The sequence below is a fragment of the Amycolatopsis sp. cmx-11-32 genome, assembly GCF_047608695.1.
GTDB lineage: Bacteria > Actinomycetota > Actinomycetes > Mycobacteriales > Pseudonocardiaceae > Amycolatopsis.
The window spans coordinates 47,923-74,796 of the sequence record NZ_JADNQN010000006.1; the positions used below are offsets into that span (position 1 = coordinate 47,923).

Genomic DNA, 26,874 nt, shown 5'->3' on the forward strand with positions numbered 1-26,874 from the left:
CACTGGAGTGCCCTCACCTCAGGCGCCGGCGTCGCGGCCGGATACCAAAGTGGGGGTTTTCGCTTGTCAGACAGCGGTGAACAGGCGCTTTGCAGATGAGTGGCTCGTCACGTGAGCGGTAAAGAGGAGGTGACCGGCATGTCGGAAACGGTTGAGCGAAATCGGGGCGGGCTGGGCGCGCCTCCGGCGGCGAAGGACAGCACCGCCCGCCCGCTGCGTGCCTGGCAGCGCCGCGCGCTGACGAAGTACCTGACGACCGGGCCGAAGGACTTCCTCGCGGTCGCGACGCCTGGCGCGGGGAAGACGGTGTTCGGTCTCCGGATCGCCGCCGAGCTGCTGAGTGACCGGACCATCGAGGCGATCACCATCGTCGCGCCGACCGAGCACCTGAAGCACCAGTGGGCCGCCTCGGCGGCGGCGGCGGGGATCGCGATCGACTCGAACTTCCGTAACGGCGCCGGTGCCACGTCGCGCGACTACCAAGGTGTCGCGCTGACCTACGCGCAGGTCGCGGCGCATCCGACGCTGCACCGCGTGCGCACCGAGAACCGCAAGACGCTGGTCATCCTCGACGAGATCCACCACGGCGGTGACGCGAAGTCCTGGGGCGACGCGATCCGTGAGGCGTTCACACCCGCCGTCCGCCGTCTCGCGCTGACCGGGACCCCGTTCCGCAGTGACGACTCGCAGATCCCGTTCGTCACCTACGAGCCCGACGGCTCGGGCTTCCAACGCAGCAAATCCGATCACTCCTACGGCTACGCCGACGCGCTCGCCGACGGCGTCGTCCGGCCTGTCGTCTTCCTCGCCTACTCCGGTGAGGCTTCCTGGCGCACGAGCGCGGGGGAGGAGTTCACCGCGCGGCTAGGCGAGCCGCTGACCGCCGAGCAGAACGCACGGGCCTGGCGCACCGCGCTCGACCCGGCGGGCGAGTGGGTCCCGGCGGTACTGCAGGCCGCGGACACGCGTCTCGCGCAGCTGCGCGCCAACGGCATCCCGGACGCCGGCGGCCTGGTGATCGCCACCGACCAGGACTCCGCACGTGCCTACGCAAAGATCCTGGCACGTCTCTCCGGTCAGACCCCGACGGTCGTCCTTTCCGACGACCCCAAGGCGTCCGGGCGGATCAAGGAGTTCTCCGATTCGACCGACCGGTGGCTGGTCGCGGTCCGGATGGTGTCCGAGGGCGTCGACGTGCCGCGTCTCGCGGTCGGCGTCTACGCCACGAGCGCGTCGACCCCGCTGTTCTTCGCGCAGGCCATCGGCCGGTATGTGCGTTCGCGCAAACCCGGTGAGACGGCGTCGGTGTTCCTGCCGAGCGTGCCGGTGCTGCTGGAACTGGCCAGTGAGCTGGAGGCCCAGCGCGACCACGTCCTCGGCAAGCCGCACCGCGAGAAGGAAGGCTGGGAGGACGAACTCCTCGCCCAGGCCAACCGCACCGAGGACGAGCCGGGCGAAGAGGAGAAGGCGTTCACTTCGCTGGGCGCCTCCGCCGAGCTCGACCAGGTCATCTACGACGGCAACTCCTTCGGCACCGCGGTGTTCTCCGGTTCCGACGAGGAGCAGGAGTACCTCGGCCTGCCGGGTTTGCTGGAACCGGACCAGGTCCGCGCCCTGCTGCGGAAGCGGCAGGAAGAGCAGCTTTCGGACGAGAAGCGGCGCAAGCCCAAGGCCGAGCAGCAGGCCCCGGTGGCGCGGCCGCAGTCGGTCAGCGAGCGGCTCGGCGCCCTGCGCAAGGAGCTGAACGCCCTGGTCGGCGTGCACCACCACCGGACGAGGAAGCCGCACGGCGCGATCCACAACGAACTCCGCCGGATCTGCGGCGGACCGCCGACCGCGATGGCGACGGTCGAACAGCTCGAAGAGCGGATCGTCACCCTGCGCACTTGGTAGCGCCCCGTACCGAACGCTATGAACGGTCCGTTCCTTGCAAATTTTGCAAGGAACGGACCGTTCATAGCGTTCGGGAGTGGAGGCGCGGAGCGGCGGAGAGCACGCTGTGTAAGTGGTGGCGGTCACACTGTAAGCGGACCTAGACTGCGTACGTCTTGCTACGGGCACGTTGCCAAACCGTGTCCATTCGACGAGGCTTAATCGATCCAGCCGTCTTCCGCGAACCCGTTCGGCGGCATATGTTGTCGGCCACAACATATGCGCGATGGTGCGACCGGTCCGCCAGGATCGCCGCCCGCGAGCAAGATTCGGAAAGGTTCGAGGATGCGCAGCAGAACCCTTACCCTCCTCGCCGCGACGGTGGGCGCCGGCCTGGTGCTCTCCGCCTGTGGCGCCAACTCCGCCGACTCGGGCAGCGGCAACTCCTCGCAGTCCGCCCCCGCCCCGGGTGGTGCCGCCGCCGGCGGCAAGGTCGGCGTCATCCTCCCGGAGACCGCGACCTCCGCGCGCTGGGAGTCCTTCGACAAGCCGTTCCTGACCAAGGCGCTCAAGGACGCGGGCTTCGACGCCGACGTCCAGAACGCGCAGGGCGACGTCCAGAAGTTCACCACGCTGGCCGACGGCATGATCGCGCAGAACGTCAAGGTCCTGATCATCGCCGCCATCAACGGCGAGGTCGGCTCGGCGGTCGCCAAGAAGGCGCAGGCCGCGGGCATCCCGACGATCGACTACGACCGCCTGAACCTCGGCGGCAGCTCCGATTACTACGTCTCGTTCGACAACGAGAAGGTCGGCCAGCTGCAGGGCCAGGGCCTCGCCGACGCGCTGAAGGACAAGAAGGGCGCCGAGGTCGTCATGATCGAGGGCGCCCCGACCGACAACAACGCGACGCTGTTCGCCAACGGGCAGAAGTCCGTGCTGCAGCCGAAATTCGCCAGCAACGAGCTGAAGCTCGTCCGTGAACAGGCCATCGACAACTGGGACAACCAGAAGGGTGGCCAGACCTTCGAGCAGATCCTGACCGACAACAAGGGCAAGGTCGACGGCGTCGTCGCCGCGAACGACGGTCTCGCGGGCGCGGTCATCACCGTGCTGAAGAAGAACGGTCTCAACGGCAAGGTCCCGGTCACCGGCCAGGACGCCACCGCGGACGGCCTCATGGCCATCCTGCGCGGCGACCAGTACATGACCGTCTTCAAGCCGATCAAGGAAGAGGCCGAGGCCGCGGCGAAGCTCGCCGTCCTGCTGGCCAAGGGCGACAAGGCGGGCGCCGACGCGCTGGCCACCAGCAAGGCGAAGGACCCGAAGGGCAACCGCGAGGTCAAGTCCGTGCTCCTCGAGCCGAAGCTGACCACCAAGGACGGTGTCAAGGAGGTCGTGACGCAGGGCTACGTCAAGGCGGCCGAGATCTGCGGCGGCGACCTGGCCTCGGCCTGTACGCAGCTCGGTATCTCCTGACCCGTTAATCCAGACGACCGGGCCGGGGCGTGCTCGCCAGACAGCGCCCCGGCCCGGTTCCCAGCCGGGAGAATTCGAGAACCCCCATGAGTGAACCCATCCTCGAACTGAAGCAGCTGAACAAGAGCTTCGGACCGGTCCACGTCCTCCACGACGTGGACTTCAACGTGCGCGCCGGTGAGGTCACCGCGCTGGTCGGCGACAACGGTGCCGGCAAGTCCACGCTGGTCAAGTCGATCGCCGGGATCCACGGCTACGACTCGGGCACGGTGAAGTTCCAGGGCGAGCCGGTGCACATCCAGGGCCCGCGCGACGCCGCGGATCTGGGCATCGAGGTCGTCTACCAGGACCTCGCGCTGGCGGAGAACCTCGACATCGTGCAGAACATGTTCCTCGGCCGGGAACGCGGCAGTAGATGGCTGCTCGACGAGGCCAGCATGGAGAAGGCGGCCCGCGAGACACTCGCGTCGCTCTCGGTCCGCACCGTGAAGTCCGTCCGCACGCCGGTTTCGGCCCTCTCGGGTGGGCAGCGGCAGACCGTCGCGATCGCCAAGTCCGTGCTGTGGGACTCGAAGGTGGTGCTGCTCGACGAGCCGACCGCCGCGCTCGGTGTCGCGCAGACCCGCCAGGTGCTCGACCTCGTCCGCCGCCTCGCGGAACAGGGCCTCGGAGTGGTGCTGATCAGCCACAACATGGCCGACGTCTTCGAGGTCGCCGACCGCATCGCGGTGCTCTACCTTGGCCGTCTCGTCGCCGAGGTGCACACCAAGGACGTGACCCACGGCCAGGTCGTGGAACTGATCACCGCCGGCCGTTCCGGCGATCTCGGCCTTGCCCGCCCCGAAGCCGCCATCCTCTGAGCGGCCGAGCGATAGCGGGCCCTCCAAAGACACAATGGCGAGAAAGAACCGGAAATGACTGAGACTGCAAAGCCCGCCTCGCCGGAGGGGGGCAAGCCGGTGGCCGCCGCGCTCAACCCGTCGGCGGCCATCACGGACTTCGGCATCGACACGACATCGATGTCAACGGGCGAGGCGCTCGGCGACTACTTCTCCCGGCTCAAGGCGGGGCAGCTGGGTTCGCTCCCGGCGCTGCTCGGCCTGCTCGTGCTGGTGATCGTGTTCGCCTTGCTGTCGGACACCTTCCTGACGATGAACAACATCGCGAACCTGATGGCCCAAGGCGCCGGCAAGGCGATCATCGCGATGGGCATCGTGTTCGTGCTGCTGCTCGGCGAGATCGACCTGTCCGCGGGTACCGCGTCCGGCGTCACCGCCGCCGTGCTGGCGATGCACTACGTGCGTAACGGAAACCTGTTGGGCGGTATGGGGAACGGCGTGTTCATCACGTTCCTCGTCGTGCTCGCGATCGCCGGTCTGCTCGGGGTGATTCTGCGGATCTGGGCCGGTGTCGGTTTCGCCGTGCTCGCCATCGCGCTGGTGCTGTCCGGAGCGGCCGCCAACCCGTGGATCGAGATCGTGCTCGCGATCAGTGTCGGCGGCGCGATCGGTGTCCTCACCGGGTTCCTGGTCTCGAAGATCGGGATGCCCTCGTTCGTCGTGACGCTGGCGCTTTTCCTTGCCTGGCAAGGTGTCATCCTCCAGTTCATCGGTGAAGGCGGCACGCTCGGCATCAGCACCTCGGACGTGCTGTTCAAGGTCGCCAACGGCAATCTGTCCACAGTGGGCAGTTGGATCCTGTTCGTGGTCGCCGCCGGTGGGTTCGCCGCGGTGTCCTTGGGACAGCACTTCTCCCGGCTCAAACGGGGCCTGGTCACCCAGCCGACGCCGATGGTGCTGTTCAAGGTCGGCGCGATCGCGGTCGTCGCGGCCATCGCGACCTACCTGCTCACGATCAACCGCGCGCCCAACCCGAACATCGTGATCTCCGGTGTCCCGTACGTCGTGCCGATCGTGCTCGCGCTGCTGGTGCTCGGTACCTACGTGCTCAACCGCACGCAGTACGGGCGCCACATCTACGCCGTCGGCGGCAACCGTGAAGCGGCCCGCCGTGCCGGTATCAACGTCGAGAAGATCCGGGCGTCGGTGTTCGTCATCTGCTCGGCGGTGGCGGCGATCGGCGCGATCGTCTACTCGTCGAAAGTCGGTTCGGTCGACCCGCAGGCCGGTGGCCTCAACACGCTGCTGTTCGCGGTCGGTGCCGCGGTCATCGGTGGCACGTCGCTGTTCGGCGGCAAGGGCCGGGTCGTCGACGCGGTCATCGGTGGTCTCGTGCTCGCGGTCGTCGAAAACGCGCTCGGCCTGCTCAAGCAGTCGGCGGCGGTGGTCAACATCGTCACCGGTCTCGTGCTGCTGCTCGCGGCGACGGTGGACGCGCTGTCCCGGCGCCGCGCGGCTGCGTCGCCGCGCTGAGTCCGCATGGAATGATGAAGCCCGTGACCAGCACACCCGTTGCACGACCAGACGAGGTGCGCAGGCACAACCGCACGACCTTGCTCCGGTTGCTGCACGTCAGCGGCCCGAGCACCAGGGCGACCTTGGCCACCGAGCTGGGGCTCAACCGCAGCACCATCAAGACCCTCGTCGACGGGCTCGCGGAAGCGGGCGTCGTCGAGGAGAGGGTCCCCAGGCCGGGACGAGGGGCGGGCCGCCCCTCGCTCCTGGTCCTGCCGCAGCCGCACGCGGCGGTGGTGCTCGCGGTCGACCTCCAGGTCGAACACGTCGCGATCGCGCTGGTCGGGTTCGGCGGCCAGATCCTCGGGCGCAACAGCTGGAACCTCCACGGCCGGACGCGGGAGGCCGACGAGGTGATCACGCACGTGATCGAGTCGACCACCATGCTGGCGGGCGACCTCGGCGTGCAGCCGATCGCCGCGGGGGTGTCCGTGCCCGGCGTCGTCCGCCGGATGGACGGGCACGTCCACGAAGCGCCCAACCTGCGCTGGACCGACGTGGCGCTCGGGGAACGGCTCGGCGGTGTGCTGCGCATCCCCATCCTCGTCGGCAACGACGCCGAACTCGGCGCCATCGCCGAACACCTGCGCGGCGCCGCGCGGGGCTCGTCCGACGCCGTATACGTCTCCGCCGACGTCGGTGTCGGGGGAGGGATCATCGCGGACGGCTCGTCGCTGCGCGGCGGCGCCGGCTACGTCGGCGAGATCGGGCACATGGCGATCCGGCCCGGCGGCCGTCCCTGCTACTGCGGGTCCAGCGGCTGCTGGGAGACCGAGGTCGGCGAGGCGGCCCTGTGCCGCGCGCTCGACCTGCCCGAGGACACCCCGCGTGGGGCGATCCTGTTCGAACTACGCGAACTGGGCCGCGATCCGCACGCGGCCGAGGAACGGCTCTCGGAGTTCGCGGAATGGCTGACGCTGGGCCTGGTGAACGTGGTCAACCTGCTCGGCCCGCAGCTGGTCGTGCTGGGCGATCTGCTCACCGTGCTGCCCGATTCGGTCGTGCGGTCGGTGGCGGCCGAGGTCCGGCGGCGGAGCCTGGTGAGCCGGGCGGTCGGCGGGACGCAGATCGTGAGCTCCGCGCTGGGTGCCGACGTGAAGCTGCTGGGCGCGGCCGAAGCGGCGTTCGAGATGATCTTGGATACGGTCTAGGACTCGTGAGTGGCAGGGACGGTTCTTCAGGTACGCCGGGGCGGGCCCACCCGTGGTGACTGTGGGGCCACTGGGGCGACCTGCCGAGTGTTCTGAGTCCGTGAAGGACTCCTTGAGGGACTCTGGGTCCCTCAAGGAGTCCTTCACGGACCGCGATCCCGTAGGTACCTAAGCGCGAACGAGACCGGACAGGAGCGCCGCCAGGGCCTGCATCGCCTTCGCCTTGGCCGCCTCGGGGTCTTCCGCGTGCGCGATCATCAGCGCGGCTTCGGTGCAGGCGCTCAGCACCAGTTGCGCCAGTTCCGGGACCGGCGCCTCGACCAGCCGCCCGTCCGCGGCGGTGGCCTCCAGGATCTCGGTGATCATCCCGAGCCCGTAGCGGTACTCGAGTTCGCGCCACTCCTGCCAGCCGAGGACGCCGACCGCGTCGGTGAACGAGATCCGCACCACCTCGGGCCGCACACAGACGTCCAGGAAGCGGGCCAGCGCGGCGAACGCGGCCGTCCAGGGGTCTTCCTCGGCCCGGAGGACGGCCTTGAGCTCGTCGGTGATCTCCGTTTCGATCTGCTCGACCACGGCGCGGAACAATCCCTGTTTGTCCCCGAAGTGGTGATACAGCGCGCCGCGGGTGACGCCTGCCGCCCGGACGATCTCGTCGGCGGGCACGGCGGCGTAACCCTGGTCGGCGAACAGTGTCCGGGCCGCCGTGATCAGGGCGGTCCGCGTCGACCGCGATCGCTCGGTCTGGCTACGTCGTGGCGTGGGCACGCAGGAATTCCACCACCAGGCCGCTCAGCCGCTCCGGCTGGTCCTCCGGCACGAAGGTGAAGGAGTCCTCGATCGTCTTCAGCTCGGCGTTCGGCAGGATCCCGGCGAGCTTGCGGCCCAGCCACAGCGGGAAATGCCGGTCCTCGGGCGCCCACACCAGCAGCACCGGTTTCCCGAACGCGGGCAGCCGCCCGGCCGCCGTCAGCGTGTACCGGTTGCTGATCCCCGCCATGAACCGGCGCAGGTCGTCGCGGATTTCCGTGCTCCGCCTGCTGGGCAGCAGGTAGGCGTCCAGGATGTGGTCCGGCACCGGACGTTTGGCCAGCCAGAGGAAGTCCGTCGCCTTCAGCGGCCAGCGCCAGCGCAGGGCCTGGATCGCCGTCCAGGTGCCGCCGGGGATCCGCGCCAGCGGGCTCAGCGCCGCGAACATCGGCGGCAGGAACCGCTCGAAGCAGTCCGACGGCGTCAGCACGACCCGGCCGACCCGCTCGGGGGAGGTGGTCATGAGCAGCTGGGTCAGCGCGCCGCCGGTGTCGTTCGCGACCACGGTGACGTCGGTCAGGTCGAGTTCGTCGAGGAATCGCGCGATCAGCGCGGCGACCCCGGGCGGGCTCAGGTCGGCCCCGGGGACCGGGATCTCGTGCGAGCCCAGCGGCCAGTCCGGGGTCAGGCAGCGGAAGCCCGCTTCGGCGACGGAAGGGACCACCTTGCGCCATAGCAGCCCGTTGGTCAGCAGCCCGTGCACGAAGACCACGGGAGGGCCTTCGCCGCGGTCCCGGTAGCGGATACGGGCGCCGGCGAGGTCCACCTCGTGCACCTCGCCGAGGAGTTCACTGGTTGTCATACCAACAACATACATGCTGTCTGTATGTAAGTGTCAGGCGAAAAACAGGGCGACCGGCGTGCTCCATGGGGAGCAGCCGGCCGCCGGGTGGTCGTGGACTGGTGGCTACCGCTGAATGTCCGCGGACAGTTCTTTGAGCTTCGTTTCGTGTGCGCGGGCGTGGTGACCACAGAAGAGCAACTCGCCACCGGTGCTGAGAATGGCTCGAACCTGGGCTGCAGCACCACACCGGTCGCATCGGTCGGCAGCGGTCAGTTCGGGGCGGGTGAGCGTCGGTGAAGTCATTGGAGTCTCCCTCCGTCCCGGCACCGGTGACCCGGTGCCATCGATCCAGCTACGACCACTTCGGCACTGATGCCGGCAACGTTCGTTCCCGGCCCCGCCGTGTTCGTGCTTCCACTCTTCCAGACGTTTGGCGGCCCGCAAGTGTTCCCGTGCGGGTGTCTCATTTGTCACTGGTAATTACCTCGTATGCCGTAGCGTAATCACGCAACGTAGGAGACGACTCCCCGCTGGCCCGCCTTTTCCCACGTCAGGCACCATGCGAGGGTGGGTATCGCAGTCGTCCGGAACCGCCTTTCCGACGTTCCGGCGCCGGTCTTGTTCGTTCTCAGCGGAATTTCCATGTACGCCGGTGCGGCTGTGGCCGTAGGTCTCTTTTCGGTCGCCTCACCCGCGGGGGTGGCCTGGCTCCGCTGTCTCGGCGCCGCCGTGGTCCTCCTGGCGTGGCGCAGGCCTCCTCGATCGGCGTGGACCGGGCGCACGTTCCTGCTCGCCGGGGTCTTCGGGATCGTCACCGCCGGGATGAACGTGCTCTTCTACGAGGCGATCGCGCGGCTGCCGCTGGGCACGGCCGTCGCTCTCGAGTTCACCGGGCCCGTACTGGTCGCGGCGTTCGGTTCACGCACCCGCCGCGACGTCTTCGCGTTGCTGCTGGTGGTGGCGGGCGTCGTGGCCATCGCGGACGTCCGCCTCGAAGGCAGCCTGCTCGGCGTGCTCTTCGCGCTGGGGGCGGCGGTCGCCTGGGCCGGGTACATCCTGCTCGGGAAGCGGGTCGCGGTCGGCGGGAACGGGATCGACGGGCTGGCCGTCGGGTTCGCCGTCGGCACCGTGATGTTGTCGCCGCTGGCGTTCGACACCGGCGCGGTGTGGGGTTCACCACGGCTGCTGCTGCTGAGCATCGGGGTGGCCGTGCTCTCGACCGTCGTGCCATACGCGCTCGACCAGGTCGTCCTCCGCAAGGCCGGGCAGGCGCGGTTCGCCCTGCTGCTCGCGTTGCTGCCGGTCACGGCGGGCGTGATCGGGCTCCTCTGGCTCAAGCAGGTCCCGGCCCCGCCCGAGGCGCTCGGCACGCTGGCCGTCGTCGCCGGGGTGGCGCTGCGTTCACCGGGGAAACGCGATGGCTCGGCGCCCCTCTGACCGGGATACTGACCAGCCTGTGGCGCTACCAGCACCGGGAGGACACGTGGCCGACATCCGGCGGGCCAGCTCCGTCGAGGAGGTCGTCGCCGCCGAGCACCTGTTCGACGGCCCCGCACAGCGGAAAGCCTCCGAAAAATTCCTCTCGGGGGAGGAGAACCACCTGCTGATCGCCTACGAGGACGGCCGCCCGGCGGGGATGATCACCGGCACCGAGGTGACGCATCCGGACAAGGGCACCGAGATGTTCCTCAACGAACTCGACGTCAGCCCGGACTATCAGCGGCGCGGGATCGGCCGGGACCTGGTCGACGCACTGGCCGGGATCGCGCGTGAGCGTGGCTGCCGCGGGATGTGGGTCGGAGTCGAAACGGACAACGAGGCCGCGCTGGCGACCTACGCTTCGGCAGGGGCGGCGAACGAAGGGCCCTTCATCATGCAGTCGTGGGTCTTCGAAGACTGATGTCCTCCGGAATCGACGGCGACCGGACCGGCCTGTCCGGTCGCCGCTGGCTGCCCGGCGGCGAGCATCTCGTCGCCGTCGCGCGGGCCGAACTCCCGCAGAAGGACGGGCTCGCCGGGTCTTTCACGGCGCTGGCCGCCCTGCGCGCCGCGGGGTTCGGCGTCGCCGATCAGGACGAGGCTGCGGCATCGGCGGGTACCACGCCGGAGGGTCTGTCGCGGGCGATCGAGGCGTTGTCGGGCGGACGGCTCGCCGCGGTGCCCGCCACCGGGAACTGGGCGCCGCAGTCGTTGTTCATGCTCTTGGCCGCGTTGTGGCACCTGCCGCGGGTGGCGTTGATCGCGGAGGTCGACCCGGCCGAATTCGGCGCGCACGACACCCCGGCACGAGCGCTGCTCGACTACCTCGACACGGGTGTCCCGCCGCTGTGGTCGTCCCGCCGGCGTCCGGCGACCGGGCATTCCGTACTGGTGACCGGGATGCGGATCGGCACCGAAGGGACCCTGGTGTCCATTATGGACGGCTACCCGTCCTTGGGGGACAACGGGTTGCACGACCAGCCGGTGGAATGGGTGGTCGCGGCGCTGCACCGGATGCTGGTCGTGGTCGACGACGGCGACGCCGAGGCCGCCGTCGCCGCGATCACGACGGCCGGTCTGTGGAGCAGTTGAGGTCGTTCTGTGCGAAACGGGAGTGCTTACGCCCGTAGAAGACGTAGATCAGCATTCCAAGCGACAGCCACGCGGCGAACCGCAGCCAGGTCATCACGTCGAGGTTGAGCATCAGGTAGAAACACGCCAGGGCCGCCACGATGGGCAGGTACGGCGAGAACGGCACGGTGAACGGGCGTTCCAGGTCCGGGCGGCGTTTCCGCAGCACCGGGACGGCCACCGCGACGATGATCATCGCCGACAGCGCGCCGATGCTGACCATGTCGGCGAGTTCGGAGATCGGGACGAACGCGGCCAGCACCGCGATCAGCACGGCACCGGCGACGGTCATCCGGTGCGGGGTGCCCCAGCGCGGATGCGCCGCGCCGAACTTCTTCGGCAGCAGGCCGTCGCGGCCCATCGCGAACCCGATCCGGCCGATCGTCACCAGTTCCACCATCATCACCGACGTCAGCCCGGTGACCGCGCCGAGTGAGATCAGCGCGCCCACCCAGTGCTGCCCGACCCGGTCGAAGGCGTCGGCGAGCGGGGCGCCCGTGTCGATCTCGGCGAACGGCACCATCCCGGTCAGCACCAGCGAGACACCGATGTAGAGCAGGGCGCAGACGCCGAGCGCGCCGAGGATGCCGACCCGCAGATCGCGTTTGGGGTTCAAGGTCTCTTCGCCGAGGTTGGCGAGTGCTTCGAAACCGGTGTAGGCGAAGAAGACGACCGCGGCGGCCGTCACCATTCCGGCGATGCCGTAGACGGACTGTTCGAGCCCGAGCGCGGCTTGCACGATCGGCTGGTGCAGCGCCCCCGCCGTCTCCGTCGGTGGCTGGGACGGCGGGATGAAGGGAGTGAGGTTCTCGCCGCGGATGTAGAACACGCCGACCGCGAGGATCAGCACGCACACCGCGACCTTGACCAGCACGAGCAGATTCGTCACCCGCGCCGACTCCTTGATGCCGATGACAGCGATCACGGTCAGCACGGCGATGATCGCGACCGCGCCGACGTTCACTTTCGCGTCTTCGCCGAACCAATCGGGGGAGAGCCCCATCAGATTCGCGAGGTAGCCGGACCAGCCGCGCGACACGACGGCCGCGCCGAGGGCGAACTCGAGCAACAGGTCCCAGCCGATGATCCAGGCGAACGTCTCGCCGAGGGTGGCGAAGGCGTAGGTGTAGGCGCTTCCGGCCGTCGGCACGCTGGAGGCGAGTTCGGCGTAGCAGAGGGCGGCCATCCCGGCCACGACGGCGCCGAGCACGAACGAGAGGGTGACCGAGGGACCGGCGTGGGATTTCGCCTCGACGCCGGCGAGGGTGAAGATCCCGGTGCCGATGATGATGCCGACCCCGAAGCCGACCAGATCGCGCCCGTGCAGGCGGCGTTTCAGCTCACCGGAGTCCTGTCGCTTCAGGACCTCGTCCACGTCCAGAATTCGCCGCATGGAGGGCCACGCTAGAAGATCGCCGTCCACCTCGCAGATCGGTTCCTGTCACGTCAGTCGTCCAGGACGACGCCGTTCTCCTGCGCGATGATCGCCGCCTGCACCCGCGACCGCAGTGCCAGCTTCGTCAGCACCCGTGACACGTGCGTCTTCACCGTGGTCTCGCCGATGTGCAGCCGCGTGCCGATCTGCGCGTTCGACAGGCCGCCGCCGAGGCACGCCAGCACTTCGCGCTCGCGTTCGGTCAGCTCGTCGAGTCCGGCGGGGACGAGGGAAGGTTCGCGGGTCCCCGCGGCGAAGGCGGCGATCAGCTTCCGCGTGACCTGCGGGGCGAGCACCCCTTCGCCCGCCGCGACCAGTTTCACCGCCTCGATCAGCCGTGACGCTTCCACCGACTTCAGCAGGAACCCGGCCGCACCCGCCCGCAACGCGGCGTGGACGTACTCGTCGAGATCGAAGGTGGTCAGCACGAGGACCTCGCACAGCCCCTCCGCGGTCAGTTCCCGCGTGGCCGCGATGCCGTCGACGCCGGGCATCCGGACGTCCATCAGCACGACGTCCGGCTTCAGCGCCTTCGCCTGGCGGACGGCTGTCGCGCCGTCGGCGGCTTCGCCGACCACCTCGATGCCCTCGGCGTTGCCGAGGATCATCATCAACCCGGCACGGATCGCGCCGTGGTCGTCGGCGACCAGCACTTTGACGGTCAAAACCCCTCCAGAGGCAGTTCCGCGCGGACCAGCCAGCCCGCGCCCGACGGGCCCGCCGCGAGCTTGCCGCCCACGGCGGACGCCCTTTCCCGCATGTTCAGCAGGCCGAGCCCGGTCCCGGAACCGTCGGGGAGACCCGGTCGAAGATCATTGCGTACTTCGACGGTGAGTATGCTCCCGTCTGCGTTGATGTCGAGCGAAGCCCGTCCTCCCGCGCCGTGTTTGACCGCGTTGGTGAGCGCCTCCTGCGCGATCCGGTACGCGGTCAGATCGACCGCGGCGGGCAGGGGGCGCGACGAGTCCACAGTGGACCCGACCTCGACCGTCAGCCCGCTCGCCCGCGCCGATTCGACCAGTTTGGACAGTTCGGCGAGCCGGGCGGGCGCGGTCGGCTCGATCTCGGTGTTCCCGGTGGAGGGATCTGCGCGCAGCAGCCCGATCATCGCGCGCATCTCCTCCAGCGCGCTCACACTGTTCTCCCGCACCGATTCCAGGACCTTCCTGGACAGTTTCGGGTCGGCGGAGGACATCGTCAACGCGGCCTCGGACTGGATCGCGATCGCCGACAGATGCCCGGCGATGACGTCGTGCAGATCCCGCGCCATCTTCGAACGTTCCCCCGCCACGGCGGCCTTCCGGTCCAGCTCGCCGATCTTGGCCAGCTGGACCGCGTTCGCCCGTTCGGTGTCGGCGATGTCCCGCTGCTGGCGCACGTTGGCCGCCCACCACACCGGCGTGACCAGGAAGGGCAGCACCGCGAACGCGAGCAGGACCGCCGCCCGCCATTGCGTGGAGAAGACGAGCGCCAAGCAGACCACCGCGAGCGTCCCGATCGCGGCGACGCCGATCATCACCCGGCTGGTGCGACGCGAACCGTAGAGCGTCGTCGCGTAGAGGAAGTCGGTGAAGACGACGAGGATCGGCAGCGAGGGATTGACCGCCACGTCCACGCCGACCACGACCAACGCGCAGAGCAGCGCCCACGGGACCTCGCGGCGAAACATCTCCAGCGAGCAGAGCACGGTCAGCTCGGTCAGCCGGATCCACAGTGGCGTCGTGTCCAGGCCGTTCAGGAGCACCTGCATCCCGCTCAGATAGACCAGCAGGCCAAGGACCCAGGTGCCCAGCGCGATGACGAGGTCCTGTTTCCACAGCGGAAGGTGACTCAGTCGCGGGACCAACGTGGGCACGCCTCCATCTCAGCACACCGGCGGAGGCGACGGGGTCCTACGAACTGATGACGGTGGTCTCGTGCCGTTCGCCGATGCGGTGGACCTTCGGCAGGGGCGAAAGTCGAAGCGTGAACAAGATCCTGGACTTCATCGTGGAAAACCCCATGGCGGCCGTGATCGCCGGTGGGGAGATCGGCTTCTGGGTCGCCATCGTCGCCGGGCTGGTGGCCCGCTATGTGTTCAAGCTGAAGCGGACGAGCGCCGTGCTCCTGCTCCTGACCCCGGTGATCGACCTCGTCGTGCTGGCCGCGACGGTCGTCGACCTGCAAAACGGCGCGAAGGCGAACTTCGTGCACGGCCTCGCCGCGGTGTACTTGGGTTTCAGCGTGGTGTTCGGGCACTCGATGATCAAGTGGGCCGACGTGCGCTTCGCCCACCGGTTCGCGGGCGGGCCGCCACCGGAGCCCGAACCGACGGGCCGGGCGAAGGCGCGTGTCGAATGGCGTGACTGGTTCAAGTGCGTGCTGGCCTGTGGGCTCGCCGCGGGGGTGCTGCTCCTGCTGATCGCCATGGTCGGTGACACCGAACAGGTCGACCCGTTGTGGGGCTGGTTGCCGCGGCTGGGGGTCGTGACAGCCATCTGGTTCGCCACCGGACCGCTCTGGCAGGAGCTGTCCCCCAAGGACGACCGGATCAAGGAGAGTGCCCGACGATGATCGAACTACTGGGAATCCTGTTGCTGGTGCAGGGCGGGGGCGGGCTGATCAACCGGCTGCTGGGGAGCAGCAACCCGAGCTGGTTCGTCCAGCTCCACCTGCTCCCGCCGGGGGCGCACATCGTGGCGAGCGTGCTGATGGTGGCCGCGGGCGTGGCGGTGCTGTTCTCCGAACGCGCCCGCAAGCAACGCCGCCGGTCAGAGTGACACGACCACCTGCAGGACCCCGAGGACGATGGTGACGACCGTCAGCACGACGGTCACCACGGTGAGCCGCGTGACCCGCGCGCTCACCGTGTTCTCGTAGGAGTACCGGGTCTCCTCGTCCATCGCTTCGGCCTGCCGGTCGAGCTGGGCGATGATCCGCTCCACGCCCATGCTGGTGACCAGACGGCGCTCCAGCGAATCGATTTCGGGTGGGAGCACCGAATGCAGCATTTCCAGGAGGTCGTCGAGCGAGCCCCGGAGCAGCCGCGTGCGGCTCGTCGACTTCTTCCGCTCCGCCAGCGCCCGGGTCTCCCGCTGGGCGTTGCGCAGCCACTGGTCGGCCAGCGCCATCCGGATCAGGACCCGTTCGAGGATGAAGAACATCCCGTGGTCGAGCCCGCCGACGTCGCTGTCGATGCCGAAGTACGGTTCGGCCGCGCCGAACGGGCCGCGCATCAGCTCGTCCTGCTGCTCGATGTAGCCGGAATCCTTGCTGTTGAGGCACACGATCCCGCCCGCCATCGTGTAGGCGGCGACGAAGGACCGCGTGCCCCAAGACGGGCCGAGCGCGTCCCTGGCGACCTCGCGGGGCACGAACCGCCAGCCCTCGTCGCCGGTCGCCATCCCGTAGAACGGGCGAGGATCGGCGGCGACCCGCTGGGCGGGCGGATGCCCGTCGTGGGACCGCAGTTCGACGCACCAGCCCTTGCGGCTGAGCCCTTCGGACAGCCCGCAGCCCTTGGTCAGATCCTCGAAGACGTGGGTGACGGCCTTGAGGAGCGAGGGGAAGGACTTCTCGCCGTAGCCACCGTGCAGCCCGTTCTCCCCGTTCGCCGTCTCACGGCCCTGAAGGCTCTGCAGGACGGCGATGGCGAGATCGAACTCGGCCGCGGGCCGGTCCGCCTCCGGTCCGGTGATCGTGGTGGCGAGGACCAGCGTCATCGCGTGATAGGCCGGATGCCAGGTGACGATGAGTTCGCAAGGCAGGCTGATCGTGCCGGCGCGGATCGACAGCCGGGAACCACCGGTGCGTTTGCGCAGCACGCGGCGTCGCGGGGGAGTCGTGTAGCTGGTGAGGAAGTTCTCCGCCGCCGCCCACTCCTCGCCGAGTTTTCCGTCGAGGTGGGTCAGCAGGCCGCGATCCCGTCCGCCGTCCAGCACCTTCTCCGCCTCCCGCTCGGTCAAGGGGACCGCCCAGGCGAAGGTGAGGAGCACCGCGGTCATGCGGGGGCGCGGCGCAGCAGGGTGACCAGATCCCGGCCGAGGTGGCGGCGCAGCGGGCCGGAGGCGTTGACCAGTTCGTCGCGGTCGATGTGCTCGTCGGCGGGGCCGAGATCGTCGAGGACGTGGTAGGTCCACTCCCACTCGGTGCGCCAGCCCGCTTCGACGGCGTCGGCGGCGACCTCCGCCGGGTCGAGGTAGCGGACCGGGAGCGCCGGGCCGTCGCCGTCACGCAGCGCTTTGTCGAATTCTTCGCGCGATATGCGCCGGGAGCGGACCTCGGTGCCCTCTTCGACGCTGTCGAGACTGAACGCGCCCTGCCCGATCGGTGACCGGCTGTAGGCCAGCACCAGTGCGCCGCCGGGCGCGGTGATCCCGGCCAGCCGCCGCAGGATCGGCGCGACGTCCGGTGTCGGCACGTGCTGGACGACGTGACTGCACAGGACGAGGTCGTACGGGCCGCCGTCGAGTTCGGTGATCGGCGAGACGGTGAACGAGAACTCGGTGTTCTTTACGACGGTCTCGCGTGCCTTGGCCAGCCTGTCGGAGTCGGGGTCGGCGGCGGTGACGTCGGCCGAGAACCGGGCGAGCCAGGGGAGGAGGCGCCCTTCACCACAGCCGGCGTCGAGTGCCTTGACCCTGTCGCGCGGGCCGAGGACGGCGGTGAGCCGTTCGGCGACCTTCCCGAGCGCGCGGTCCTCACTGGCCGTCCAGTAGCCGTCGTAGGGCTCGTGCCGTCGGATGAACATGCCGGTGACGTGGTCGCCGGTGTCCGGGTAGCGGTAGCTCTCGGTCAGCACAGTCGCGAATATAGCCGGATTCGCCGGTTTCTCCGGCGCTCCACGCGGGATTACCCTGAGTCGTGGTCACCGGGCCTGTGGTGCTGTACACCGTCGTCGCCGTGGCGCCGTCGGTTCTTTTCTGGTGCGCGCTGAAGGTGCCGGCACTGGTACGCCGGTGGCGTCGGCGTGGCGAGCCGGAGATCCCGGCCGGGCCGCCCGTCGAGCGACTCGCCGCCGATGTCCGCCGGGTGCGCCGGCTGCTCGCCGAACTCCCGGACGGCGCCTCGGCGGTCCGCCGTTACGGCACCCGGCAGGCCTACGACGCGTTGCTCGTCCAGGCCTGCCGGGAGGTCGAGGTCGACCATCGGCTGGACGAGTTGCCGGAGGGTTTCGACCGCGGCGTCGAACGGCTGCGTGTCGAGAAATCCCTGGCCGAGCGCGGGTTTTCCGTGTCCTGACGCGGTTTGTATCGAAAGTATGCGCGGGGCCGGGAGGCTCGTGGGTATGAAGAGGCTGGGACTTTTCGCTTCACTGTTGCTGGTGTTCGCGCTCATCCCCGGGGTCGCCTCCGCCGCGGCCGCCTTCCCACGGATGGACGCGGCCACGGTCGACGGCTACCGCTGGACGCCGGGTTCGACCTTCGACGCCTATGGCGCCCGGATCGCCGCGCTGGAGAAAAAGCTCCCGCCACGCGGCCTGGCGGAGATCCTGTCGTCGGCCAACCGCAAGGGCCGTCCGCTGTGCCACGGCACGTATCTGGCGGCGGCACTGAAACCGGCGGGGTTCTGCTGGGAAGACGCGGGAGACGACAAGACCAACGACTGGATCCCGCAAGGACTGACCGGTTCCGGCGACGCCGACGCGGCGACCGGGAAGGTCGGCGGCAAGCGGGTCGTGGCGACGTCATGGCACACCCCCGGCGACACCATGGTCCGGCTGTCCTTTGTGGACGCGACCGGCCTCGGTTACCGGCACGTGCTGCTCGTCGAGCCGACGTCCAACGACAACTTCGCCGTCGTGCAAGGACATGGCCACGGAATGACGTGGATCGGGAACCGGCTGTTCGTCGCGACGACCGGGGGAGTGGTGCGGGTCTTCGACACGACGCACTTCTGGAAGGTCGACGACAGCTCCGGCGTCGTCGGGAAGGGCGCGGACGGCAAGTACCACGCGGCGTTCTACGACTACGCGATGCCGCAGATCGGCGCGTTCTGGTACCCCGGCGGCGGAACCTGTACCGGCGCTCCCGGGCTGCGCCCGTGTCTCGCGACGATGTCGTTCGACCACAGTGACGGTTCGATCGTGACCTCGGAACACGTGCCCAAGGCGTCCGGTGGCAGGGTGCTGCGCTGGCCGTTCGACCGCGCGACCGGCCTGCCCAAGCTGTCGGCCGACGGGACCGTGCACGCGAAGGAAGGGTTCGTGTCGCCGGTGTGGGGCATGCAGGGAGCGGTGGCGCGCAACGGATACTTCGTGATCACCGGGGCCTGCCCGGAATACGCCGGGGTGGCGGGCGACCATCCGTCGTGCCTGCACGGCGGGGTCGGCGGCACGTCGACGTCGCGACTGAGCGGCAGGGCGCCGGTGAACTCGCAGAACCTGTCGTACTGGCCGGCGACAGGAGAGCTCTGGCTGATGAACGAACAACTCCGGGAACGCGTGACCGTGCACGTCCCCTGGACCACCCTGACCGGCCGCCCCTGACCCCCCGCCGCGTTTCGTCCTCTAGTTGCGGTAGTTGGTAGCGCGCACTACCGCAACTAGAGGACGAAACGCGAAAGACCCCGGCACCCGAAGCGTGGGTGGCGGGGTCTTTCGTGAGCCTGGGATCTAGTCCAGGTAGTCGCGCAGCACCTGCGAACGCGACGGGTGACGCAGCTTCGACATCGTCTTCGACTCGATCTGCCGGATGCGCTCACGGGTCACCCCGTACACCTGGCCGATCTCGTCGAGCGTGCGCGGCTGACCGTCGGTGAGGCCGAACCGCAGCCGCACCACCCCCGCCTCACGTTCGGACAGCGTCTGCAGCACCGACTGGAGCTGGTCCTGCAGCAGCGTGAACGACACCGCGTCGACCGCGACGACGGCCTCGGAGTCCTCGATGAAGTCACCGAGCTGCGAGTCGCCCTCGTCGCCGATGGTCTGGTCGAGCGAGATCGGCTCGCGGGCGTACTGCTGGATCTCGAGGACCTTCTCCGGGGAGATGTCCATTTCCTTCGCGAGCTCTTCGGGAGTGGGCTCACGACCGAGGTCCTGCAACAGTTCACGCTGTATACGGCCGAGCTTGTTGATGACCTCGACCATGTGCACCGGGATACGGATGGTGCGGGCCTGGTCGGCCATCGCGCGGGTGATCGCCTGACGGATCCACCAGGTGGCGTACGTGGAGAACTTGTAGCCCTTGGTGTAGTCGAACTTCTCGACGGCGCGGATCAGGCCGAGGTTGCCCTCCTGGATCAGGTCCAGGAACGCCATGCCGCGGCCGGTGTAGCGCTTCGCCAGCGAGACCACGAGCCGGAGGTTCGCCTCCAGGAGGTGGTTCTTCGCCCGCTCACCGTCACGCACGATCCACTTGAGGTCGCGCCGCATCTGGGTGACGAGTTTCTCGCCCTCCTCCTCGGCGTTGCGGACGCGTTCGGCGGCGTAGAGCCCGGCCTCGATGCGCTTGGCGAGCTCCACCTCCTCCTCGGCGTTCAGCAGGGCGACCTTGCCGATCTGCTTGAGGTACGCGCGGACCGAGTCGGCCGAAGCGGTGAGCTCGGCGTCCTTGCGGGCCTGGCGCAGCGCCTCGGACTCCTCCTCGTCCCAGACGAAGTCCGGGTTGTCGGAGGTCTTTCCGGCGTTCTTGTCGGCCGCCGTACGGCGCGCGCGAGGGGGTGTCTCTTCGACGTCCTCCTCGGACTCGGCGTCCTCTTCCGTCTCCTCGGTGACCGTCGCGTCGACGACGTCCACCTCGACCTCTTCGAGGTCGGACAGATCCGGGGTTTCGAGGTCGGCTTCGTCGAGCTCGACCGGACCGTCTTCCGGTTCGCCGTCCTCGGTCTTGGCACCCTTGGTGGTGGGTTTCTTGGCCGGAGCCTTCTTCGCCGGGGCCTTCTTCGCGCCGGCCGCCTTGGCGGCGGTCTTGCGCGCCGCGGGCTTCGCCGCGTCGGTGGCTGCCTCGTCGGCCGGCTCGCCGGCTGCGGTCGCTGTCTTCGTCCCGCTTCGGGTTGCGGTTCTTGCGGCTGCCACTTACGCCCTTTCGCAGCGGTCGAACATGACGAGCCGAGGCGTGATGGTCTCGGCTGCCTCAAACTTCGGGGAACATCCCTCGGCCTGCGGTTTCCCTCGTTCTCGTGGGTGCCGCCGCCGTGAGCCGTGTTCCATTGTAACGACGATACGTGACAGCGTCGCGGCGCGGACCACCACCCGGCGGGCGCGACACGCCGTACGACCCGCCGAAGTGACATCCGCGGCGCGGATGTCAGCACGGGCGCGTCAGTGCTCGATGCCCTCCGCGGCGGCGGCCGCCGCGCCGACGATGCCCGCGTTGTTCTGCAAGGACGCGACGACCACCGGCGTGCGGATGTCCAGCAGCGGGACCCATTTGTGCGACTTCTTGCTGACCCCGCCGCCGACGATGAACAGGTCCGGCCAGATCAGGTTTTCGAGCACGGAGAGATACCTGTTCACCCGTTCCGCCCATTCGGGATAGGAGAGTTCCTCGTTGTCCTTCACCGACGCCGCGGCCTTCTTCTCCGCGTCGAAGCCGTCGACCTCGATGTGGCCGAACTCCGTGTTGGGCACGAGTTTCCCGTCCTGGAAGACGGCGCTGCCGATGCCGGTGCCGAAGGTCAGCAGCGCGGTCACGCCGCGCCGCGCGACGGGGTCGCCCCAGCGGATCTCGGCCATACCCGCGGCGTCGGCGTCGTTGAGCATCGCGATGTCGTCCACCCCGCGGCCGAGCCGCTTGGCGAACAGCGCGTCGGCGTCGGTGCCGATCCATTCGCGGTCGATATTGGCCGCGGTGCGCGCGACGCCCTTCTTGACCACCGCGGGCAGGGTGACCCCGACGGGCCCGTCCCAGCTCGCCTGGCCGGTGATCTCCGCGACGACGTCCGCCACCGCCTCGGGGGTCGACGGCTTCGGCGTGTCGATGCGGATCCGGTCGCCGATCAGCCGTCCCTCCGCCAAGTCGACCAGCGCGCCCTTGATCCCGCTGCCGCCGATGTCGATACCGAAACCTCGGGTCGCCTCCACCACGGACGTGGTCCCTTCTCGCACGATTCAGAAACCTGCCTCGGAGACTTTAACCGGATGTGGTGACATGGCGGACGTGGGAGTTGACGAGACGTTGCTGAAGAATGTCGCCGAGCGTGTCGCGGGCGAGGCCGCCGAACTGGTCCACGAGGCCTGGACCGGGATGAACGCGGGCCGCGAGGTGCGGGTGGACACCAAGTCCGCCGACACCGACGTGGTGACCGCGGTGGACCACGAGTCGGAACGGCTCGTGCGCGCGCGGCTGGCCGAACTGCGCCCGGACGACGCCGTGCTCGGCGAGGAGGGCGGTGGGGTCGCCGGCGACGGGGTGACCTGGGTGGTGGACCCGATCGACGGAACAGTGAACTTCCTCTACGGCTTGCCGTGGTTCGCCGTGTCGGTGGCCGCGCGGGTCGGCGGGGTGTCGGTGGCCGGCGCCGTCGTCGAGCCGGTCAGCGGCCGCCGCTGGACCGCCGCGCGCGGGCAGGGCGCGTTCCTCGACGGGCGGCCGCTTTCGGTCAACACCCCGGACCGGCTCGACCTGACCCTCGTCGGCACCGGGTTCGCCTACAAGGTGGAACGCCGCACCAAGCAGGCCCGTTTCGTCGCCGGGCTGGCGACGCGGGTACGTGACGTCCGGCGCAACGGCGCCGCCTCGCTGGACCTGTGCGCGGTCGCGGCGGGCTGGCTGGACGCCTACGTCGAACACGGCCTCGGGCAATGGGATTGGGCCGCGGGGGCGCTCATCGCCGCCGAAGCTGGAGCCCTGGTGTCACTCCCCGGCGAAGACGCCGAGCTGGGACCGGACGCGACGTTCGCGGTGGCGCCGTCGATCGCGACGCCGTTGCGTCAGGCACTGCTCGATTCGGGCGCGGGCGCGATCTGAGGTGGGTCCGTCCCGTTCATCTCACGCGAGGGAGACTCAGCAGGGCGTTTCGCGAGCGGCCTTCAGCAGCGCCTGGTCGATCACCGGGGCGCCGCCACCGGCCGACTGCTCACCGCCGCCGCTGCCCTGCTGTGCCTTCGACCACTGCGTGAGCTGGTCGAGGACCCGGCGCGCCTCCGCCTTCGGGCGGATCTCGCCGAACAGGGTGCCGGTGGTGAGCGTGACCGAGGCGTCCTTGCGGTTGTCCTGCAGCAGTTCGGCGCAGGGGATGACCAGGCTGAGCGTGCGGGCCGCGGCCGCGCCGTTCTCGCCGAAACGGATCTGGCCGCGGCACTTGGCTTCGACCTTTTCGTATGCCGGGTCGGCGGCCGGCTCGAGCGCCTGGGAGAAGCCCATTTCCTTGAGCGTGCTGGTGGCGATGCCGCCCTGGCCGCGAACCTTGGAGCCGTTGAGCACCTGCAAGGCGACCTTGTCCGGCGGGACCGGCGCGCGGTCGTCCAGCCCGTTGTGCGCCAGCTGGGTGTACGTGATGCCCGGCTGCGGAACGGGCGGCGGATCGCAGCGGACCTTGGCGTCGATGTCCGAGCCGCTCGCCACGATGTTCACCCAAACGATCACCGCGCCGAGCGCCAGCACCCCGATCACGATGAGCGCGGGCAGCGGCCTGTGCTTGCGGTACGTCCTCGTCCCGCGGTCCCCGATGCCGTTCCCCGACGCCACCTGCCAGTCCCTTCCCCAAAGCCCGGATCCCCGGACGGTGTTTCATCCCACCATCGTGTTCGATCAGCCTATGCGTTACGGCGGAGGTGATCGGTGCTGGCCTCCGGATAGCACCACGCGACGGCCACCCCGGGCAAGCGACCGAGCCCATGGGGTGAGGTTCCCGACGTGGGGGCAACCCATTCGGACGACAGGCGTCTTGGAACCAGGTTCCCCCTGTTGGGTGACGTAATCGCAGCAAGGTCTGACTCGTTGCAGAGCCGGTATCGGCGTGAGCTACCCTTCGCGGGCTCAGGCGGCAGTAAGAGGCGCAAAAGAGAGACCTCGCTCACTGCCCAGTCGGGCACAAACAGGGGCGCTGGGACGTTAACCAGCGGCACGAAGGACTCACGAGCCGCGCGCTCGCGAGTCCGGGCCATCTGACATCGAAGCATCGCAGGGGTGAGGGACACATGGCGACCGACTACGACGCTCCGCGCCGCAGCGAAGCCGACGAGCTGGCCGAAGACTCGTTGGAAGAACTCAAGGCACGGCGCAACGAAAACCAGTCCGGCGTCGTGGACGTCGACGAAGACGCGACCGCCGAGAACTTCGAACTGCCGGGCGCGGACCTCTCCGGACTTTCCGGCGAGGACCTGACCGTGAAGGTCGTGCCCAAGCAGGCTGACGAGTTCACCTGCTCCGTCTGCTTCCTGGTGCATCACCGCAGCAGGCTGGCGGAGGAGAGTGGCGGACGGCTCATCTGCCGCGACTGCGCCTGAGCCTACGGGCACAGGGGACGGCGCGACAGGGGTTTCGGGGTTCAAAACAGGAATAAGGGGGTCGGCCACGAGGCCGACCCCCTTTCCTTTGCTGGGACTTGCTCAGGACTTCGAGGCGGGCTGGCGGAGCAGCGCGGCCACCTTTTCCGGGTACCGGGTGCTGAACAGCCAGTACGGCGTCGGGTCTTCGGGATCGGTGAGCCAGACCCGCACGACCGGGCCGACCCAGCCCCGGTGCAGCACGAAGGCCGCCGGATCGGCGTCACGGCCGAGGGCCTTCCGCTTGTCCTCCTTGCCGATGACCTCGACGTCGCCCGCGAACTTCAGCGGGAGATGCGCGTCGCGGAGCCACAGTTCGGGCTCGGAGCCACCGGTCACCCGGACGCGGGACCGGCCGAGGGAGATCATCAGCGCGATCACCGCGGGGATCAGCACCACGTACGGCAGCCAGCCGCGGAGCCCGGGATAGCCCATGTCGATCTCCGCCGCCAGCAGCCCGCCGCCCAGCAGCGGCAACGGCCAGCCCCACCACGGGACGTAGAGCCGCTCTGAATGCTTGATGGCGTCGCCTTCGGCGGTGTTCGCGCTCTCACCCACGTGTTCAGGGTAGTCTCGCCGCCCGTGTCCACCGTTCAGGTACTGCTTTCCCGGATCGATCCGTCGGTCCCTCTTCCCGCCTACGCGCGCCCCGGCGACGCCGGCGCCGACCTCGTCACCACCTCGGATCTCGTACTCGCGCCCGGTGAACGCGGCGTGGTCGGAACGGGCGTCGCGATCGCCCTTCCGCCCGGGTATGCGGGCTTCGTCCACCCTCGCTCGGGCCTCGCGGCCCGTGTCGGCCTCTCGGTCGTCAACACACCCGGCACGATCGACTCCGGGTACCGCGGTGAGCTCCGCGTCTGCCTGATCAACCATGATCTCTTCGAGAAGGTCGTGCTCACCCGCGGCGACCGGATCGCGCAGCTGGTCGTGCAACGGGTCGAACAGGCCGAGTTCGTCGAGGTCGCCGAACTCGAGTCGTCCGAGCGCGGCGAGGGCGGGTATGGCTCCACGGGCGGACACGCCACACTGGGAGCCGGAGCCAGGGAAGGAACGGAGAACTAGTGGGGATTTTCGGACGCAAGCGCGAGGCCAAGCCCAGCGGACGGCACGCCGCGCCCGAGGTCGAGGACCGCGTCGGTGACGACGAGGAGCTCGAGGCGCAGCTGTCGGAAACCTCCGACGGTCCCTTCGACGTCGAAGACGCGCCCGAGGACGGCATCCCGAGGATCGACCTCGGCTCGGTGAAGGTGCCGGTGCCCGACGGGTCCCAGGTCCAGGTCGAGATGGACCCGGACAGCGGCGGCGTCCGCGCGGTGCACGTCGTCACCGAACAGGGCCAGATCACCGTCAGCGGCTACGCGGCGCCGCGGTCCGGCGGCCTGTGGAAGGACGTCAGCACCGAGCTCACCGAGCAGCTGCGGGCCGACGGCGCCAAGGTCTCGGTCGGCATGGGGGAGTGGGGGCTGGAGCTGTCCGCGATCGTCGGCGACGTCGCGCTGCGGTTCGTCGGGGTCGACGGCCCGCGCTGGATGCTCCGCGGTGTCATCGCCGGGCCGCAGTCGGAAGCGTCGCAGGCGCCCGCGGTGCTGCGCGAGATCGTGCGGCACACCATCGTCGACCGCGGTGACGCGCCGATGCCGGTCCGCACCCCGCTGACCATCACGCTGCCCGACGCCGTCGCGCAGCACATCGCGGAACAGCAGGGCTAGTTCCGCGAGGCTTTGAGCCAGGCCAGCACGGTCGCCCGGCCCAGTGACTCCCGGTCCGCGCCGAGGGCGGTGAGCGTCGACTCGCCGACCTCGGCGCGTGGCAGGGCGTCCGCCCACGCCCGGGCGACCTCCACCGGATGGATCGGGTCGTCCACGCACGCGCCGATCCCCGCGGGCACCTCGAGGCCCTTCAGCTCTTCGAGTCCCGGCGCGGGATGGGACGCCGCCGTCCGCAGACTCGCCGCCAGTCCGTCACCGTGCCGTCGCCACGCGCGGCCGAGCTCCGCCGAAAGCCACTCCGGGACGTCGTCGGACGATTTCGCCAGCGCGCCGTCGACGCCGCTTTCGGCCACCAGATCCGCTGACAGCCGTGCGGCAAGTGACGCGGGAGCCCGGTCCCCGGCAGGGCCGTTCCAGGCCGGGAGCGCGGCCAGCAGGCCGGTGCAGCGGCCCGGACTACGCGCCGCCCACTCCGCGGAGAGGTGCGCGCCGAACGAGATGCCGCCGACGAGCAGCGGACCGTGCTCGCCGGACAGCCGGTCCAGCTCGTCCAGGTAGCCCTTCACGAGCCGGTCTCCCGGAGGCGGCGGCGGGGCGAGCAACCGGATGCCGAGCGCCCGCAGCGGGCCGGAGAACACGCTGCGCACGAACACTTCGTCGGACCCGGTGCCGGGGAGTACGACTGCCGTCGTAGGCGGAATAGCGGAGGTCACGTTGCGATCTTCTCCCAAAGCGGTTTCCCTGGCTTGGACACAGTTACGCTGGTTCACGCACGGGCCGTTCGAGCCGGGGGCCCCGGAGCACAGGAGCACCGTTATGTCCGCCAAAGACGGCGGCTACTTCAGCCGGTTGGTTCGCAAGCTGACCAGCGACGTCGAAGATCTCGACGCCGACGACCTGTCCGAAAAGTCCGAGGCCGGCGGTGCGCAGCGCGCGTGTGACTGCCGGTCGGGTCAAGAGGTGACGGTGCTCGGCAGGATCCGCAGCGTGGAGCTCTGCCCGACCAACGAGGCGGCGACACTGCAGGCCGAGCTGTTCGACGGCACACAGGGTGTGACGCTAATCTGGCTCGGACGCCGCCGGATCCCCGGAATCGAACCCGGGCGAACCATCAAGGTGCGCGGCCGGATGGCCGAACGTAATGGTCAGAAGGTGCTGTACAACCCCTATTACGAACTTCAGAGCCCTGTGAGTTGATCC

The 26,874-nt window shown here is 69.2% G+C and carries 30 protein-coding genes; 17 read left to right on the forward strand and 13 right to left on the reverse strand.

Going from position 1 to position 26,874, the window contains the following annotated elements:
* The first annotated feature begins 138 nt into the window (after window positions 1-138).
* The 5 genes from ACM6LR_RS19890 to ACM6LR_RS19910 all read left to right on the forward strand — a co-directional run bounded on the left by ACM6LR_RS19890 (window position 139) and on the right by ACM6LR_RS19910 (window position 6,916).
* Window positions 139-1,893: a DEAD/DEAH box helicase gene (locus tag ACM6LR_RS19890; protein WP_414937510.1), complete on the forward strand. Its 1,755-nt coding sequence runs from the start codon at window positions 139-141 to the stop codon at window positions 1,891-1,893.
* Window positions 1,894-2,217: 324 nt separating this feature from the next.
* Window positions 2,218-3,351, forward strand: a complete 1,134-nt coding sequence (locus ACM6LR_RS19895; protein ID WP_414937511.1) for a sugar ABC transporter substrate-binding protein — start codon at window positions 2,218-2,220, stop codon at window positions 3,349-3,351.
* An 86-nt stretch (window positions 3,352-3,437) separates the two neighbouring features.
* On the forward strand, window positions 3,438-4,211 hold the full coding sequence (locus ACM6LR_RS19900) for an ATP-binding cassette domain-containing protein (RefSeq protein WP_414937512.1): 774 nt from the start codon (window positions 3,438-3,440) through the stop codon (window positions 4,209-4,211).
* Between the two features lie 54 nt (window positions 4,212-4,265).
* Window positions 4,266-5,723, forward strand: coding sequence for a sugar ABC transporter permease (locus tag ACM6LR_RS19905; protein ID WP_414937513.1), 1,458 nt, complete (start codon window positions 4,266-4,268; stop codon window positions 5,721-5,723).
* Between the two features lie 11 nt (window positions 5,724-5,734).
* Window positions 5,735-6,916, forward strand: coding sequence for an ROK family protein (locus ACM6LR_RS19910; RefSeq protein ID WP_414937514.1), 1,182 nt, complete (start codon window positions 5,735-5,737; stop codon window positions 6,914-6,916).
* A gap of 168 nt (window positions 6,917-7,084) precedes the next feature.
* Here ACM6LR_RS19910 and ACM6LR_RS19915 read toward each other — a convergent pair whose 3' ends face one another.
* From ACM6LR_RS19915 to ACM6LR_RS19925, 3 genes are all read right to left on the reverse strand, one after another.
* Window positions 7,085-7,684, reverse strand: a complete 600-nt coding sequence (locus ACM6LR_RS19915; protein WP_414937515.1) for a TetR/AcrR family transcriptional regulator — start codon at window positions 7,682-7,684, stop codon at window positions 7,085-7,087.
* A complete protein-coding gene (locus ACM6LR_RS19920; protein WP_414937516.1) occupies window positions 7,665-8,528 on the reverse strand; it encodes an alpha/beta fold hydrolase in 864 nt (287 codons plus the stop codon). The genes ACM6LR_RS19915 and ACM6LR_RS19920 overlap by 20 nt, the downstream gene beginning before the upstream one ends.
* A gap of 105 nt (window positions 8,529-8,633) precedes the next feature.
* Complete coding sequence (locus tag ACM6LR_RS19925) at window positions 8,634-8,813, reverse strand: hypothetical protein (RefSeq protein ID WP_410654702.1); 180 nt, start codon at window positions 8,811-8,813, stop codon at window positions 8,634-8,636.
* Between the two features lie 339 nt (window positions 8,814-9,152).
* On the opposite strand from ACM6LR_RS19925, the gene ACM6LR_RS19930 reads away from it, so the two are divergent.
* Genes ACM6LR_RS19930 through ACM6LR_RS19940 form a run of 3 tightly spaced genes read left to right on the forward strand, consistent with a single transcriptional unit; the run spans window position 9,153 to window position 11,081 of the window.
* The gene (locus ACM6LR_RS19930; protein ID WP_414937946.1) at window positions 9,153-9,947 is read left to right on the forward strand and encodes an EamA family transporter; all 795 of its coding nucleotides are present in this window, start codon (window positions 9,153-9,155) and stop codon (window positions 9,945-9,947) included.
* A 46-nt stretch (window positions 9,948-9,993) separates the two neighbouring features.
* Entirely contained in the window at window positions 9,994-10,410 is a 417-nt protein-coding gene (locus tag ACM6LR_RS19935) for a GNAT family N-acetyltransferase (protein ID WP_414944282.1), read from the forward strand.
* The gene (locus tag ACM6LR_RS19940) at window positions 10,410-11,081 is read left to right on the forward strand and encodes a DUF6885 family protein (protein ID WP_414944395.1); all 672 of its coding nucleotides are present in this window, start codon (window positions 10,410-10,412) and stop codon (window positions 11,079-11,081) included. The genes ACM6LR_RS19935 and ACM6LR_RS19940 overlap by 1 nt, the downstream gene beginning before the upstream one ends.
* Here ACM6LR_RS19940 and ACM6LR_RS19945 read toward each other — a convergent pair.
* The 3 genes from ACM6LR_RS19945 to ACM6LR_RS19955 form a co-directional block, all read right to left on the reverse strand.
* A complete protein-coding gene (locus ACM6LR_RS19945) occupies window positions 11,053-12,495 on the reverse strand; it encodes an APC family permease (protein WP_414937948.1) in 1,443 nt (480 codons plus the stop codon). The two genes, ACM6LR_RS19940 and ACM6LR_RS19945, sit on opposite strands and share 29 nt — an antisense overlap.
* 71 nt (window positions 12,496-12,566) lie before the next feature.
* Entirely contained in the window at window positions 12,567-13,220 is a 654-nt protein-coding gene (locus ACM6LR_RS19950) for a response regulator (RefSeq protein ID WP_414937518.1), read from the reverse strand.
* Window positions 13,217-14,410 carry a sensor histidine kinase gene (locus ACM6LR_RS19955; protein ID WP_414937519.1) on the reverse strand — a complete coding sequence of 398 codons (1,194 nt, stop codon included), beginning with the start codon at window positions 14,408-14,410 and terminating at the stop codon, window positions 13,217-13,219. Before ACM6LR_RS19955 ends, ACM6LR_RS19950 begins: the two co-directional genes overlap by 4 nt.
* A gap of 110 nt (window positions 14,411-14,520) precedes the next feature.
* Between ACM6LR_RS19955 and ACM6LR_RS19960 the strand changes: the two genes are divergently transcribed.
* A complete protein-coding gene (locus ACM6LR_RS19960) occupies window positions 14,521-15,108 on the forward strand; it encodes a hypothetical protein (RefSeq protein ID WP_414937520.1) in 588 nt (195 codons plus the stop codon).
* Entirely contained in the window at window positions 15,105-15,314 is a 210-nt protein-coding gene (locus ACM6LR_RS19965) for a hypothetical protein (RefSeq protein ID WP_414937521.1), read from the forward strand. Before ACM6LR_RS19960 ends, ACM6LR_RS19965 begins: the two co-directional genes overlap by 4 nt.
* Here the strand turns inward: ACM6LR_RS19965 and ACM6LR_RS19970 are convergent.
* Together ACM6LR_RS19970 and ACM6LR_RS19975 are read right to left on the reverse strand one after the other, a co-directional pair.
* Window positions 15,306-16,538: a hypothetical protein gene (locus ACM6LR_RS19970; RefSeq protein WP_414937522.1), complete on the reverse strand. Its 1,233-nt coding sequence runs from the start codon at window positions 16,536-16,538 to the stop codon at window positions 15,306-15,308. The two genes, ACM6LR_RS19965 and ACM6LR_RS19970, sit on opposite strands and share 9 nt — an antisense overlap.
* Window positions 16,535-17,335 (reverse strand): class I SAM-dependent methyltransferase, encoded by an 801-nt coding sequence (locus tag ACM6LR_RS19975; RefSeq protein WP_414937523.1) that lies wholly within the window; start codon window positions 17,333-17,335, stop codon window positions 16,535-16,537. Before ACM6LR_RS19975 ends, ACM6LR_RS19970 begins: the two co-directional genes overlap by 4 nt.
* Window positions 17,336-17,397: 62 nt before the next feature.
* Between ACM6LR_RS19975 and ACM6LR_RS19980 the strand changes: the two genes are divergently transcribed.
* Both ACM6LR_RS19980 and ACM6LR_RS19985 read left to right on the forward strand, forming a co-directional pair.
* Window positions 17,398-17,775 (forward strand): hypothetical protein, encoded by a 378-nt coding sequence (locus ACM6LR_RS19980; RefSeq protein WP_414937524.1) that lies wholly within the window; start codon window positions 17,398-17,400, stop codon window positions 17,773-17,775.
* A 46-nt stretch (window positions 17,776-17,821) separates the two neighbouring features.
* Window positions 17,822-19,021, forward strand: a complete 1,200-nt coding sequence (locus tag ACM6LR_RS19985; RefSeq protein ID WP_414937525.1) for a hypothetical protein — start codon at window positions 17,822-17,824, stop codon at window positions 19,019-19,021.
* A gap of 126 nt (window positions 19,022-19,147) precedes the next feature.
* On the opposite strand, the gene ACM6LR_RS19990 is transcribed toward ACM6LR_RS19985, so the two are convergent.
* Window positions 19,148-20,548 carry an RNA polymerase sigma factor gene (locus ACM6LR_RS19990; protein WP_414937526.1) on the reverse strand — a complete coding sequence of 467 codons (1,401 nt, stop codon included), beginning with the start codon at window positions 20,546-20,548 and terminating at the stop codon, window positions 19,148-19,150.
* Between the two features lie 246 nt (window positions 20,549-20,794).
* Window positions 20,795-21,556 (reverse strand): polyphosphate--glucose phosphotransferase, encoded by a 762-nt coding sequence (ppgK, locus tag ACM6LR_RS19995; protein ID WP_414944396.1) that lies wholly within the window; start codon window positions 21,554-21,556, stop codon window positions 20,795-20,797.
* Between the two features lie 67 nt (window positions 21,557-21,623).
* Here ppgK and ACM6LR_RS20000 point away from each other — a divergent pair, with 67 nt between their 5' ends.
* Window positions 21,624-22,442 (forward strand): inositol monophosphatase family protein, encoded by an 819-nt coding sequence (locus ACM6LR_RS20000; RefSeq protein ID WP_414944283.1) that lies wholly within the window; start codon window positions 21,624-21,626, stop codon window positions 22,440-22,442.
* Window positions 22,443-22,478: 36 nt separating this feature from the next.
* On the opposite strand, the gene cei is transcribed toward ACM6LR_RS20000, so the two are convergent.
* Window positions 22,479-23,162 (reverse strand): envelope integrity protein Cei, encoded by a 684-nt coding sequence (gene cei, locus ACM6LR_RS20005; protein ID WP_414937528.1) that lies wholly within the window; start codon window positions 23,160-23,162, stop codon window positions 22,479-22,481.
* 452 nt (window positions 23,163-23,614) lie between these two features.
* Between cei and ACM6LR_RS20010 the strand changes: the two genes are divergently transcribed.
* Window positions 23,615-23,923, forward strand: a complete 309-nt coding sequence (locus tag ACM6LR_RS20010; RefSeq protein ID WP_005164528.1) for a DUF4193 domain-containing protein — start codon at window positions 23,615-23,617, stop codon at window positions 23,921-23,923.
* 102 nt (window positions 23,924-24,025) lie between these two features.
* On the opposite strand, the gene ACM6LR_RS20015 is transcribed toward ACM6LR_RS20010, so the two are convergent.
* Window positions 24,026-24,520, reverse strand: coding sequence for a DUF3093 domain-containing protein (locus ACM6LR_RS20015; protein WP_414937529.1), 495 nt, complete (start codon window positions 24,518-24,520; stop codon window positions 24,026-24,028).
* Window positions 24,521-24,544: 24 nt separating this feature from the next.
* Between ACM6LR_RS20015 and dut the strand changes: the two genes are divergently transcribed.
* Window positions 24,545-25,027 carry a dUTP diphosphatase gene (gene dut, locus ACM6LR_RS20020; protein ID WP_414937530.1) on the forward strand — a complete coding sequence of 161 codons (483 nt, stop codon included), beginning with the start codon at window positions 24,545-24,547 and terminating at the stop codon, window positions 25,025-25,027.
* Complete coding sequence (locus tag ACM6LR_RS20025; RefSeq protein ID WP_414937531.1) at window positions 25,027-25,674, forward strand: DUF3710 domain-containing protein; 648 nt, start codon at window positions 25,027-25,029, stop codon at window positions 25,672-25,674. Before dut ends, ACM6LR_RS20025 begins: the two co-directional genes overlap by 1 nt.
* Here ACM6LR_RS20025 and ACM6LR_RS20030 read toward each other — a convergent pair.
* On the reverse strand, window positions 25,671-26,387 hold the full coding sequence (locus tag ACM6LR_RS20030) for an alpha/beta fold hydrolase (protein ID WP_414944284.1): 717 nt from the start codon (window positions 26,385-26,387) through the stop codon (window positions 25,671-25,673). The genes ACM6LR_RS20025 and ACM6LR_RS20030 overlap by 4 nt on opposite strands.
* Before the next feature lie 103 nt (window positions 26,388-26,490).
* Between ACM6LR_RS20030 and ACM6LR_RS20035 the strand changes: the two genes are divergently transcribed.
* Window positions 26,491-26,871, forward strand: coding sequence for an OB-fold nucleic acid binding domain-containing protein (locus ACM6LR_RS20035; protein ID WP_414937533.1), 381 nt, complete (start codon window positions 26,491-26,493; stop codon window positions 26,869-26,871).
* Window positions 26,872-26,874: the final 3 nt, after the last annotated feature.

Bases quoted from the DNA above. Each gene is read 5' to 3' on its own strand.
- ACM6LR_RS19910 (WP_414937514.1), top strand. From the start codon at position 5,735: ATGATGAAGCCCGTGACCAGCACACCCGTTGCACGACCAGACGAGGTG.
- ACM6LR_RS20035 (WP_414937533.1), top strand. From the start codon at position 26,491: ATGTCCGCCAAAGACGGCGGCTACTTCAGCCGGTTGGTTCGCAAGCTG.
- ACM6LR_RS19890 (WP_414937510.1), top strand. From the start codon at position 139: ATGTCGGAAACGGTTGAGCGAAATCGGGGCGGGCTGGGCGCGCCTCCG.
- ACM6LR_RS19970 (WP_414937522.1), bottom strand. From the start codon at position 16,538: ATGACCGCGGTGCTCCTCACCTTCGCCTGGGCGGTCCCCTTGACCGAG.
- ACM6LR_RS20000 (WP_414944283.1), top strand. From the start codon at position 21,624: ATGGCGGACGTGGGAGTTGACGAGACGTTGCTGAAGAATGTCGCCGAG.
- ACM6LR_RS20010 (WP_005164528.1), top strand. From the start codon at position 23,615: ATGGCGACCGACTACGACGCTCCGCGCCGCAGCGAAGCCGACGAGCTG.
- ACM6LR_RS19905 (WP_414937513.1), top strand. From the start codon at position 4,266: ATGACTGAGACTGCAAAGCCCGCCTCGCCGGAGGGGGGCAAGCCGGTG.
- ACM6LR_RS19985 (WP_414937525.1), top strand. From the start codon at position 17,822: ATGAAGAGGCTGGGACTTTTCGCTTCACTGTTGCTGGTGTTCGCGCTC.
- ACM6LR_RS19965 (WP_414937521.1), top strand. From the start codon at position 15,105: ATGATCGAACTACTGGGAATCCTGTTGCTGGTGCAGGGCGGGGGCGGG.
- ACM6LR_RS19940 (WP_414944395.1), top strand. From the start codon at position 10,410: ATGTCCTCCGGAATCGACGGCGACCGGACCGGCCTGTCCGGTCGCCGC.
- ACM6LR_RS19895 (WP_414937511.1), top strand. From the start codon at position 2,218: ATGCGCAGCAGAACCCTTACCCTCCTCGCCGCGACGGTGGGCGCCGGC.
- ACM6LR_RS19925 (WP_410654702.1), bottom strand. From the start codon at position 8,813: ATGACTTCACCGACGCTCACCCGCCCCGAACTGACCGCTGCCGACCGA.
- ACM6LR_RS19930 (WP_414937946.1), top strand. From the start codon at position 9,153: ATGTACGCCGGTGCGGCTGTGGCCGTAGGTCTCTTTTCGGTCGCCTCA.
- ACM6LR_RS19920 (WP_414937516.1), bottom strand. From the start codon at position 8,528: ATGACAACCAGTGAACTCCTCGGCGAGGTGCACGAGGTGGACCTCGCC.
- ACM6LR_RS19900 (WP_414937512.1), top strand. From the start codon at position 3,438: ATGAGTGAACCCATCCTCGAACTGAAGCAGCTGAACAAGAGCTTCGGA.